The sequence below is a fragment of the Bradyrhizobium sp. SZCCHNR1051 genome (genome assembly GCF_032489615.1).
Lineage (GTDB): Bacteria > Pseudomonadota > Alphaproteobacteria > Rhizobiales > Xanthobacteraceae > Bradyrhizobium.
In genome coordinates, this window is sequence record NZ_JAUEYJ010000009.1 from 75,204 (window position 1) to 86,040 (window position 10,837).

11 protein-coding genes are annotated in these 10,837 nt (G+C 62.2%); 4 read left to right on the forward strand and 7 right to left on the reverse strand.

Features of this window, described 5'->3' with window-relative positions; translation table 11 throughout:
- Nucleotides 1–305 precede the first annotated feature (305 nt).
- The 5 genes from QW868_RS12995 to QW868_RS13015 form a co-directional block, all read right to left on the reverse strand.
- The gene (locus QW868_RS12995; protein WP_316171880.1) at nt 306–818 is read right to left on the reverse strand and encodes a S26 family signal peptidase; all 513 of its coding nucleotides are present in this window, start codon (nt 816–818) and stop codon (nt 306–308) included.
- The gene (locus tag QW868_RS13000; protein ID WP_315828462.1) at nt 815–1,279 is read right to left on the reverse strand and encodes a DUF2840 domain-containing protein; all 465 of its coding nucleotides are present in this window, start codon (nt 1,277–1,279) and stop codon (nt 815–817) included. Before QW868_RS13000 ends, QW868_RS12995 begins: the two co-directional genes overlap by 4 nt.
- Nucleotides 1,280–1,568: 289 nt before the next feature.
- Nucleotides 1,569–2,450, reverse strand: coding sequence for a replication initiator protein A (locus tag QW868_RS13005; RefSeq protein WP_315770028.1), 882 nt, complete (start codon nt 2,448–2,450; stop codon nt 1,569–1,571).
- 2 nt (nt 2,451–2,452) lie between these two features.
- A complete protein-coding gene (locus tag QW868_RS13010) occupies nt 2,453–2,755 on the reverse strand; it encodes a helix-turn-helix domain-containing protein (RefSeq protein ID WP_315770026.1) in 303 nt (100 codons plus the stop codon).
- 656 nt (nt 2,756–3,411) lie between these two features.
- Nucleotides 3,412–3,690: a DNA -binding domain-containing protein gene (locus QW868_RS13015; protein ID WP_315718652.1), complete on the reverse strand. Its 279-nt coding sequence runs from the start codon at nt 3,688–3,690 to the stop codon at nt 3,412–3,414.
- Nucleotides 3,691–4,302: 612 nt separating this feature from the next.
- Here QW868_RS13015 and QW868_RS13020 point away from each other — a divergent pair.
- Nucleotides 4,303–4,764, forward strand: coding sequence for a hypothetical protein (locus QW868_RS13020; RefSeq protein ID WP_316171875.1), 462 nt, complete (start codon nt 4,303–4,305; stop codon nt 4,762–4,764).
- A 2-nt stretch (nt 4,765–4,766) separates the two neighbouring features.
- Nucleotides 4,767–5,429: an SOS response-associated peptidase gene (locus tag QW868_RS13025; protein WP_315718658.1), complete on the forward strand. Its 663-nt coding sequence runs from the start codon at nt 4,767–4,769 to the stop codon at nt 5,427–5,429.
- A 1,414-nt stretch (nt 5,430–6,843) separates the two neighbouring features.
- On the opposite strand, the gene QW868_RS13030 is transcribed toward QW868_RS13025, so the two are convergent.
- Nucleotides 6,844–8,196, reverse strand: a complete 1,353-nt coding sequence (locus tag QW868_RS13030; RefSeq protein WP_316230701.1) for an IS1182 family transposase — start codon at nt 8,194–8,196, stop codon at nt 6,844–6,846.
- 546 nt (nt 8,197–8,742) lie between these two features.
- Here QW868_RS13030 and QW868_RS13035 point away from each other — a divergent pair.
- Both QW868_RS13035 and QW868_RS13040 read left to right on the forward strand, forming a co-directional pair.
- On the forward strand, nt 8,743–9,180 hold the full coding sequence (locus QW868_RS13035; RefSeq protein ID WP_316165457.1) for a VOC family protein: 438 nt from the start codon (nt 8,743–8,745) through the stop codon (nt 9,178–9,180).
- A gap of 188 nt (nt 9,181–9,368) precedes the next feature.
- A complete protein-coding gene (locus QW868_RS13040; RefSeq protein WP_316165803.1) occupies nt 9,369–9,632 on the forward strand; it encodes an ABC transporter substrate-binding protein in 264 nt (87 codons plus the stop codon).
- Between the two features lie 114 nt (nt 9,633–9,746).
- Here the strand turns inward: QW868_RS13040 and QW868_RS13045 are convergent, their stop codons facing one another.
- Entirely contained in the window at nt 9,747–10,067 is a 321-nt protein-coding gene (locus QW868_RS13045) for a DUF736 domain-containing protein (RefSeq protein WP_316165459.1), read from the reverse strand.
- Nucleotides 10,068–10,837: the final 770 nt, after the last annotated feature.

Below are 10,837 nucleotides of genomic sequence, written 5' to 3' on the forward strand. Positions count from 1 at the left end.
TTGCAGTCGACCGTCGGCAGCTTGCGGCTGGCTTTGGACCCTCGCCTCGGCTCTCGGTCCGACGCCCCGCGCCGGCGTGCCGGAAACAACAGCGAAGCATCGGCGACCGTAAAGACTGCGACGGACAATCATCATTGAGGCCGACGCATCGCACCGCATGATAACGTCGCGAGGAATTCCGCTGCGGTCGGCTTTGTCATTCAAAGCCTCTCGTGCCGACCTCAATGACGACCGTTTCCGATCGCAGCGGCTGCTCATCAACGTCGGCATGACGTTCGCAGGTCGTGCGCAGAACGCGTGCATCATCACGGCTGCCTCGTCCACACGGGAATGGCACGCCCGATGACGTCCGATGTCGCCGTCGGACCGAAATAGCGTCCATCCAGCGAACTATCCGATTGCCTGTTCATCAGAAAGAGCTCGGCATCGCCGACGATGCGGCATCCCTGCCAAGCCGGTAGCGGCCGGCCCTGTCTGTCGCTCTCTTGCGCGATGCCGACTTCGACTCCATCAATCAGGATGACATGCTCGCGACGACAAACGGCCTGGCCGCGAAGAGCAAGAATGCGCTTCAGCATCGGTACGCCCCTCGGCAGGTAGCCTTCGTCCGCAAGCCATCCGGCCAACACGCCGTGGGGCAGGACAACGACGATCTCGTTGGTGACCCATTGCCGGACCGGCCGAACCAGATAGAGGCCGATCGGAACGCTGCCGGAGACATTCCAGATGAGCAGCGGACGCAACCTTGGTCGCCCGACCTCCGTCACGAGCCACACCCCGGCGAGCATCGCGACGCCAATGACAAGCCCTTTCGTCATGGCATGATCGTCCTTCGATGCAGCCAGGCCCGATGGCGCAGATCCGTGTAGGGACGCGGCGGTTGTCCGGCGGCCATGCGGTTCTGAACGTGCCACCAATGATCCGGTGCGACATCCGCCGGATCGATGCCGAGCGCCTCGATCGCGTCGATCTGCTGCAGCACCCGCTCGACCTTCGGCCAGCCAAACACCTGCAACAGGATCGCTGCTCCCGGAGCGACGAAGGGCACGGTCGCACAGGCTTCTCCGGGGCCAACGGCCTGCAGAACGTTGATCCGCGACAGCACCGTGCCGTAATCGTTCGACGACCAGCGCACGAACGCAAAGACGCTTCCCGGCGTGAACGCGACCTCCCGGCGATAATGGTCGAGGCGAAGCTCCCGCACAGTTCGACCGAAGCGTATGCGGTTTTCGATCTTTCCCTGCAGCCATAGCAATTGGACACGCGTCAGCTCGCTCATTGGCAAACTCTGAGGTTGACGAAATCTGGACGGCTCTGCGGGCCGGGAATGAGGAAACCGGGGGCGTCTCGCGCGGTCTCCGCTGTCGACAGCAGGAGAAGCCAGCGTGCACCGGCGCCCCAAAGCGCGGGCCCGTTAGACAAAATCCGAAGGATTTTGCGGTTAGGTAAGTTAGAAGGCGGAAAGGACGCGCCAGACCAAAGGCTTAGGGTCGACTTCGGTCCCCGATGGCACGACGATCCGGTCCTCGATGGCACGCGTCCTCCGGTCCCCGATAGCACGAGACAATTCACAGCTTGTCCCCTGCGGAGCTCGAGGGGCGATGCCTGGCGAAACGCCTTGCGACCGGGTCAGTAACGGCGGCTGCGAAGTTCAGCCGTTCGGTGCCGTTTGGATCGCGGGTGAGGACCAGTTCGTAGCCCGGCAGGCGCTGGCGGCGGACGATTTCGCGAAGGTCGTAGGCGAAATGCTTCAGCGGCGAGAGGCTGCCGGACTTGGCATGCAGATAGCCGAGATCGAAGCTCCAGCCGCCATCCTGATGGCCGCCATGCTTGCGCACGAGGCGATACAGCCAGCGCTCCAGCCCGCCCGTCAGCGCGAAATAGGCCCGATCAATCGTCAGCACGAGCGCGTCATCGATGACGCCCGAATAGAACCAGTCCGGCAGGATCAGCTGCAATCCGGACGGCCTGCCATGGGCATCCGCCGTCTCCTTCCACTCGTTGATCCAGGAGAAGCGGTGCCGCCGCCGCTCGGCCGGCTGACGAATCGAGGTGAGCACGGTCGTCGACTGCAGCCGATCAAGTCCTGCCTTCAGACGGTCGTAGTCACGCACGCCGGTGCCGCGACCGACAAACGTCAGGATCTCATACGGCGTGGCGGCCATCAGGCGCGACGTCTTCAGTCCGGCGTCGCGAGCCTCGACGATCTGTGACGCCGCCCAGATCAGAACATCCGCGTCCCAGATCGTCGCCATGCCATGTTCGGGGACGGCCTCGACCCGAATGGCGACAGGCCCCGCGCGGAAGTCGATCGGCACGACGCGCTTGCTCTTGGCCAGCGAGAAGAACGGATAGGCCATCAGATCCTGCGCATCGCGCGGCGCCAGATCGCCAGGCAGCGCGCGAAACAGATCGAGCTGATCGCGCTCGGATTTGCGCAAACCTCGCACGTTCAAGCCCGCCCAGCCCGCGACGCGCGACGCTCCTGCCCTGCATAGGGAATGAGACCTGGATGTCGCTTCGCCGGCAGAACGGTGCCCTGGCCGGGATCAGCCGTCGACGTCTTGGTGCCGCGATCGGCCCAGGCTTTCAGATCGTCGAGCGCATACACGACGCGGCCGCCGATCTTGCGATATAAGGGGCCGGTGCCGTAGGTGCGGTGCTTTTCCAGGGTGCGGCCGGACAGTCCAAGGTAACGCGCAGCTTCGGGTGTACGAAGAAAGCGCGGCGGGGGACCGGCTATCGGATCGGGCATCGAGCATCCTCCGGGACAGGTTCGCGCCCTCACGGGTCGTTCGGCGCGTCGACGGACATGATCGACGCGCAGGGCAGCGAGGGGGGATGCCGGAGATCGAGGGGCGCGGTTTCGGCACCCCCTCGCCTCAAGGAAGCGACTCGTCTTTGCGGCGGCGGGCGCGGCCTTAGTGACAGCCCCTATCGGCCACGAGCCGTCTTTTCACCGGTGACCAGTGCAGCTGAGCATGGGAGGCCGATCAGTGGCATGCTGAATGCCGCGCTCAAGGGCAGTTCCGAAAATCCTCGGATAGCGATCGCCCGCCCGCTGCCATTGGGTGAGCTCGCAGACCCACCGGCAGGATCAAGCGCGAGCGGCAGCCAGATGATGCCTCAGGCGCGACCCAGGGACGCTCCGCGTGCGGCTTCCGCCCTGATCTCTTGTCCACGCCCTCAGTCGCCTGGAGAAGGATCTGAGTGACGGCCAAGACCGTGGATCGCGGCGCATGCCGGAAGGCGGCTTCGAAGCTGGCTGAAGCTGCGCCGCATGTTCGATCGCTTCTACCGCAACTTGAGTTTGGTTGCCTGCGTATGATCTCGCGAGCCCGTCCATGCTCGCGACGGACCGCGGCTTGTTTCCAGTCCAAGCGGGCCTGCCGCAGCCTCAGGAGCTCAAAGCTACGTCTGATCCGATCCGCGTAGCAACTGATGATAACCCTTCTCAGACATCCACCTCGCCCGCGCCAGATGGCTATCGAAGGCGCGGCGGGCACGCTGGGGTTCGTTGACCGGATCGATGTGCAAGACGAGCCGGGCAACCTCCTCCCAGTCCGCGCCCTCGGATGCTGCATCCAGAAGGCGGAGATACGTCACAGCATGTTCTTCATCATAGGCTGTCAGAACGGAATCAGTCGGCGCGAGGTCGGCGACAGCGGGATCGAGCGGTGGAATGGGCATTGGTCAGAACCTGTTTGGAGCGAACACAACCTGTCGACCTGAAAAAGCAGCACGGACCCCGTCGAGATCCGGGCACGAGACCGCCTTCCAAACGTCTTCAGCTGTCGCTCCCGCGTGAGAGAAAGATGTCCGTGTTGAAATGCCGGCAAAGCCGGAGCTGTTTGAGAAGACAATTCGACGCGTCTTTGCCGCCACCATGAAGCGCTTGCGTCTAATCCAAGGCGTTTTGCTGCAAGCGCTCGCTCACGCTTGGCTCGTCGCCTGCGTTCGTGTAGCCGACGCACGTCCACATTTCATCTTGAGAATAATACTCACGGCCGATGTTGCCAAAGCGCCGGCGACGCTCGCGAATTCCCGCGCGGGGAGGGCTGACGATCGGTATCTGAGAACCGTCTTTCCAAATGGAGTTCCGTGAGCGGCAGAGTGGCCACGACCTCTCGCCGCCAAACAGGAGCGCACAGCGCTGTGGAATCCAGCTCTCGATCGAGCTCAAGACCAAGCGCTCCCGTTCAGGTTCCCGAAGCGCCCGTCCCAGAGATTGAGGACGACGATGTAGTTGCACCCAAGGCGTAGCGGCTTCACTTTCAGCCGCGGGACTGGAATCAATGCGGCATGCCTACACTCACCCGTCGCCGCGATCCGCACTCGCCAAACGAGACCTGGCGCATTTACTTCGGAGACGTCGAGGCGGGAACGATTGCAGAGCGCCCCGAAGGCCCCTCCGGTTCGCCCGTCTGGCAGTGGTTCTGCGGCTTCTATCCAGGCAGTCACCCAGGCGAGCAACAGCTTGGCGGCGCCAGCACCTATGAGCAGGCGCGCGACGCGTTCCAGGCAGCATGGAACGTCTTCCTATCGAATCGGTCACAGCAAGATTTCGACGAATGGCGCCAGCACCGGGCCTTCGTCGCCTGGAAGGATCAGATGCGGGAGGCCGGATGTCCTCAGCCGACCCAAACCAAGTCAGGTTGCTCGCGCTGCTTCTGCGGCGCGGTGATCGACCTGAAGACAAGTACCGAGCACATCTACTCTCACCACATGCCGACCGCGAGACGCTTGGTTCCGGGATCATCTTGACGATGTGCAATCTCTACTCGATCACCACCAATCAGGCCGCCATCGCCGCGCTTTTTCGGATCGTTCGCCAGTTCGCGGGCAATCTCCCCTCGATGCCGGGCGTCTTCCCCGACTATCCGGCTCCGATCATTCGCGGCACCGGAGACGACCGCGAGATGATGATGATGCGGTGGGGAATGCCACCACCTCCGCGGACTGGCGGGCCACCCGTGACCAACATCCGCAACACGTCGTCTCCGCATTGGCGCGGCTGGCTCAAGCCCGAGAACCGGTGCCTTGTGCCTTTCAACAGCTTCGCCGAATATGCGCCCGAGCCGAACCCGGAGACGAAGAAGAAGGACGTGGTCTGGTTTGCCTTGTCTGATGATCGCCCCTTGACCAGCTTCGCGGGCATTTGGACCGAGTTCAAAGGCGACCGCGGCACGAAATCCAAGCCGCTGCCAGGCCCTCATTTGGTCTACGGCTTCCTGACTACGGAGCCCAACGCCGTGGTCGCACCTATCCACCCCAAGGCGATGCCGGTCATCCTGACGACAGAAGAAGAGAGGGAGGTCTGGCTGCGTGCGCCATGGAACGAGGCCAAGGAGCTGCAACGTCCATTGCCCGATGGCGCGCTCGAGATCGTCGCACGCGGGCCGGCCAAGGAAGATATACCTGCGGCCTGAACGAGCCGGCGGATTGCACAAAGACGGGCTCGCCTTGCGCCCCAATCCTACAGCTCCCGGCGACAACCTTTTCCGCGTCCGAGACTCGAAGCGCTCGCTCGTGTGGAGTCATCGGGTGGCGTTGTAGCGTCGCTGCCGCGAAGCTGACGGAACCAAAGGAAAACGATTCTAGACCACGCGGCACGGCTTCGGACAGCCGGACTGCAAGACGATCGGTCGCGCACAAAGTGGTCAGGCCGGCCAAGCATCGCGGAGGTGAGCCTGCCAGATTTCGGCATCTACACGACGAGCTCACGATCCGCAGCCTCGTGCGTCCGGCCGAAGGTCGGAATGAATGATCGCCGCTGGGCGAACGCCTACCACGATAGAGATCAAGGGAATCGAAGCCGCCTTACGCGAGGCGCCGCTTGCTCCTGGGAACCTCTTTGCCCTGGGATCTTCTTTGAAGAGAAGGCGCGGCGATCAGCCGCCAGGGCGCGGAACGCGAAAGAGCAGCCGCAGGAGCGCCGCTTTGCGGCGCGGGACCGACTGCGATCGCGAGACCAGTCAAGAGGGCAGCCGCAGGAGCGTCAGCATGCGACGGCGAAGCCGGGACGCGGGACCGACTGCCCCCGGCGAGCGATCCATCATGATGCGCCAGGGATGAAAGCCGAATGGCGGAGACGCGTCCATACTTGCTAGCGACTCCGTTCACGACAGCCCGGCCGGCGCGACCCTTTTACCATCTTCACCCTCGATCTGCCCTTTAGAACACGCGCGATTATGTCCCGCTGCCGAACCCGCTCTCAGGGATCTGGCAGAACAGCAAGCCGTAGGCTTCGGCGGACATACCCATCCTGCCCTCGAAGGGCAAAGCTATGGGTCGATTAGGGCACCGGGATGTGTGGAATGCGAACCCGGTTCGCCTTGCCAGACGTGCTTCGGTCCTCCATCCACAGTACCCCAGCATGGCCTAGCAATCGGCAGAGCCAATCCATTTCTGGTTTAATGGCCACTATTCGGTGCCCCACGTAGCCGAGACATGTCGCTGCTGAGAAGGACGGCGGCCCCACAATGATGAGTGACGGCCGCGTATCGATTGGGAGGAAGGCACTAAAGCGACTCCCTTAGCATCGTTGCGCTTGGGTCGACGACGAATAGACACCTCGGCACCTTTCTGAGTCGAGTGCGTGCGCGTCAACGGCACGCCGCGCGACTATTTCAGGAGCGCTGAGATGGCCCGGCCGAGAGCCCGATTCGAGACGTCGCCTCGCGGATCTTCTCGGTTGGCGCTCGCGACGTCCGCTCCCGGAGCGGACTGGAAGCAGGCCGTCAAAGGATCATAGGAACGCTTTTGACCGATTCCGTTGAAAAAGTCGGCAGTAGTTTCGTCGTGAACGCCATCTGTTTCGAGGACGAATTGGCGCGTTGTGGTTCACGCGGGCGTCAGCGCGGGCATCGGGATCAGCTTGGCCATCTTACGAAGGTTCTGAGCGGCTGCAGCGAGGGTGAACTCGTCGCGTGCGCCGTTCGGCCCTCTTAGTCGCAGCCGATCTAGCTTGAGGATGCGCTTGAGATGCGCGAACAGCATCTCAATCTTCTTGCGGAGCCGGCGTGAAGTGCGGCCTTCCCATGAGCTTGCGATCTCGCGTGCCATGTCGCGAGCGCCCTCGTAGATCGAGCGCGGCACTTTTCGAGCCGGGGTGTTGGGGCAACACCTGCTTCTTAGAGAGCATGCTTGACAATCGCGCTTGCTCGCACGGTAGAGGACCGTCGTGTCGTTGTTCACCAGCGTCCCTGTAGTGGTGAGGGGTTTGCCAGCGGGGCAGCGATAGACGTCCCTGGTATGGTCGTAGGTGAAGGCCTCACGCGAGAAGGTCCCGTCGGTGCGGGCCGACTTGTCGAAGACGGTCACGTGCGGCTCGATCCCGTGCTCGTAGACCAGCCACCCGAGCATCTCAGCGGAGCCATAGGCGCTGTCGCCGAGAAGCCGGTTTGGATAAAGATCGAACCTTTCGATTGAACGCTCAATCATGCGCTTGGCGGCCAATACTTCTGCCTGGCGGATCGCCGCGGTCGCTTCGACATCGACGATGATCGCATTCTCGACGTCGACCAGATAGTTCGTCGAGTAGGCGAAGAAAGCTTGGCCGCCGTGCGCTCCCGTCCAGCGCGCCGCCGGGTCGGAGGGCGATACAAACTTGGGCGTGACCTCCGTCGCGGCACCGAACGCGGCATCATCAAGAACGGCAAGATACTCGTCGATCGCTCGACCCGCAGCCTCCGGCGGAAGCCTCTTATCGCCTTCGATTCCCTTCTGCCGATTGGCATCCGCCTTGATCAGGCTAGCGTCGACTGCGAACCCTTCGCCGCCGATCAGGCGCTCCCGGATGCAGCGGCGCAAGACGGTCTCGAACACGCGACGGAAGAGATCGCTCTCACGGAAGCGGCCGTGCCTGTTCTTCGAGAACGTCGAGTGATCGGGGACAGCTCCATCTAGACCCAGCCGGCAAAACCAGCGGTATGCCAGATTGAGATGGACTTCATCGCAGAGGCGCCGTTCCGATCGGATGCCAAAGCAATAGCCGATCAAGAGCATCCTGATCATCAGCTCCGGATCGATCGAGGGCCGCCCGATGTTGCTGTAGAACGGCGCCAGCTCCCGCCGTAAGTCCTCAAGGTCGACGAACCTATCGATCGACCGCACGAGGTGGTCGGCTGGGATGTGCCTTTCCAGCGAGAACTCATAGAACAACGCAGCCTGTTCGACTTGCCGATGCCCCATCATGACCTTCAGTCCTGCCCACTAGACAGACTGAATCACCGATATCTCTGCGTCGCAACTGCTGACTTTTTCAACGAAATCGACCCAAAGCGGCTTTCGCAAACAGCGCCTGCCGGAAGCTAGTAATTGCCTCGATTCTAGCCTTGAAAGATAAGGCACGCGTTGTGCCATGTGCGAGCAAGCGGCCCTTGTTGTCGGTGATGCGTCGTGCTTCGGACGGAGCGGCGGCTTTGCGCCGACGATCTTTGCCTTGTTCCAAGGAGCGTGTTTCGAGACGGCAGGGACGGCGCTTGGGATATCGGTCATGTTGGCCTCCTCAGCTAGTGAGACTGGTCATTTTCAGCCACGAGCCCCTTCCAATCCCGAGTCCGCTTTGAGAATATTGGAGACGGACCTGCGTCCAATTCAAGCGATGACAAGACCGATCATGACCGACCTCGGACATTGGGCAGAGTGAGAATTACGCGATGGACCGGCCTGGACCCGTTGCGGAATTAGCTGGTCGGGCTATCCTTGCAGGGTCGTGCTACGCTGCTGAAGGTGACTAAAATGGCCGCACTTGTTCGTCCCCGAGGTTTAGGGGAAGTTGTGCTTCGGGTGCGTGACATTCCTCGTGCAATCAGCTTCTACCGAGACATTCTCGGCCTTGAGGTCCTCCGCACCTTCGAAGATCGTATCGCGTTCTTGAAGATTGAAACTGGGTTCGAGGGGCACGAACGTATCGTTGGTCTGTTCCGTGTTGATCAACCATCGAATAGGGCCGGCACGACCTGGAGTGAATCAGACATCCACGCGCCGACACTGCATCATTTCGCGCTAGAGATACCGCTGTTGGAATATTCCAAAGCACTCGATGCACTCACAAGCGCAGGCTTCTCCCCAAATACTTATGAGCATCGATGGATTGGTTGGCGATCAATCTACATCACTGACCCCGACGGGAATATAGTCGAATTGGTCGCCGTAGATCAGTCCATACGTACTTAGCTGCGGGTTCCAGCGATGTCGCTCCATGCGCTCGGCCTGAAGGCGGCGAACGGGCTCATGCTGACCACCGCCTATTACAGGGACCTGAACGACAAGACTCGAGTTTTCGCTGAGCGGTTCGCCAGGCGCAACAACGGCAAAGTGCCCCGATGAGTTAGGCCGGCACCTATTCCATCACGCTGGCCTATCTGCGGGCCGTCGAGAAGGTCGGCAGTGCCAAGGACGGCGCAGCTGTGATCGAGGCAATGCGCGACGCTGGCGCCTTTGATGATCCGCTGTTTGGCAAGACGATCGTGCGCGTCGACGGACGGGTCGCGCACGACATGTATCTGGTCGAGGTCAAGGAGCCGGAGCAATCGAAAAAGCCGTTCGATTACTACAAGGTGGTTGCCACGATCCCGGCCGATCGCGCATTTCGCCCTCTGGCCGACGGCAACTGCTCGCTGGCGTAATGACGCCTCGCCTGCTCCCAAAGGTCAGGCCGGCGAGGAACAGTCCGCGCAGTCGGAGCGGCCGGCCGACTGCGATGCGCCCCGCCCGGCAGATCCGGACGGAGCGCGATCGGCTCACTCGGCGGTCTTGCGCGGCCGCGACCAGAGGAGCGTGTAGCTCTCGCCGCCCTCGTCCTCGAACAGGTTGGCGTAGATCGGGGCGTTGAAGGAAGGATCGTCGAGCTTGAGCGAGAGATAGTCGCGTCCCTCCTCGGAGTGACGTGCCCAGGCGGCGCCGATCTCGACCCGCCCGGCATAGACGCGGTGGCTGGGCGCGTTCTCGCTGGAGCGGTTGGCTTCGGGGACGATGCGTACACCCTTGGCCTTGAGGCTCAGGGTGATGATCTCGCCCTGGAAATCGTCGCCGACCTTCTTGAAGGAACCGATGGAAGCCATGTTGTCTCTCCTTGGCTGGTTCGGGCCGCGACCACCGCGGCCTCGATGGCGCATATCGGACGAACGGCGAGCGACGGCGCACCCGAAGGGCTGAAGCGGCAGCGGAGGACGGCGTCGGCCAACTTTCTTGTCCCGCGAGGAATGGACGTTCCGTCCAGGGGAAGAAAGTTGGCCGGCGGCGTTGCGCTCAGGCGATCGAGGCCCAGCCGGCCTTCGGCCAGATCAAGCCATCACGAGGCAAGGTGCGTCACTGCCTCTTCAGCTCACAGGAGAAACATGGTGCACTGAGGCTGCACAAGAGAGCGGGATGATCAGGCGAAAGATCAGAAGCCACCGAGAAGAAAAGCGTGTGCCGATGTGTGCCCCTGGCTGCCAAACGTCCGTCACGCCCGGCGAAAGGCCTGGGACAGTCGAGATCCGGAAGGGGGTCCAGCTGGTTCGAGCAGGGTCGCGACTATCTCTCCGATGGAGCTCGACGCCCTGTCGTTCAACGCTAGCGATCCGCATCAAGCAGCTCGAGAACGAGGGCAGCGAGGGCTCTAAGCTCCTGTGATCCCGACCACGCTGAACGCGGGGGCCGATCGGGGTCACGTCTTGCAGCGAGACTGGCGGGGACAGTTCGTAGACGAAAGACCGGTGCAAGGCGGCAGCACGAACCAGGGATGTTCCCACCACGCCGCGCTCGCACCACGCCGTAAAGGCCGACAGGCACGACCAGTCCAAGAGGCCGTGACGAGAAGCAATTGCTGCCGATTGCAGGTATCGTCGCG

What these genes read in the sequence shown, in the direction of transcription:
- QW868_RS12995 (WP_316171880.1), bottom strand. Translation starts at nt 818, where the DNA reads ATGACGAAAGGGCTTGTCATTGGCGTCGCGATGCTCGCCGGGGTGTGG.
- QW868_RS13000 (WP_315828462.1), bottom strand. Translation starts at nt 1,279, where the DNA reads ATGAGCGAGCTGACGCGTGTCCAATTGCTATGGCTGCAGGGAAAGATC.
- QW868_RS13010 (WP_315770026.1), bottom strand. Translation starts at nt 2,755, where the DNA reads ATGCCCGATCCGATAGCCGGTCCCCCGCCGCGCTTTCTTCGTACACCC.
- QW868_RS13015 (WP_315718652.1), bottom strand. Translation starts at nt 3,690, where the DNA reads ATGCCCATTCCACCGCTCGATCCCGCTGTCGCCGACCTCGCGCCGACT.
- QW868_RS13020 (WP_316171875.1), top strand. Translation starts at nt 4,303, where the DNA reads ATGCCTACACTCACCCGTCGCCGCGATCCGCACTCGCCAAACGAGACC.
- QW868_RS13025 (WP_315718658.1), top strand. Translation starts at nt 4,767, where the DNA reads ATGTGCAATCTCTACTCGATCACCACCAATCAGGCCGCCATCGCCGCG.
- QW868_RS13030 (WP_316230701.1), bottom strand. Translation starts at nt 8,196, where the DNA reads ATGATGGGGCATCGGCAAGTCGAACAGGCTGCGTTGTTCTATGAGTTC.
- QW868_RS13035 (WP_316165457.1), top strand. Translation starts at nt 8,743, where the DNA reads ATGGCCGCACTTGTTCGTCCCCGAGGTTTAGGGGAAGTTGTGCTTCGG.
- QW868_RS13045 (WP_316165459.1), bottom strand. Translation starts at nt 10,067, where the DNA reads ATGGCTTCCATCGGTTCCTTCAAGAAGGTCGGCGACGATTTCCAGGGC.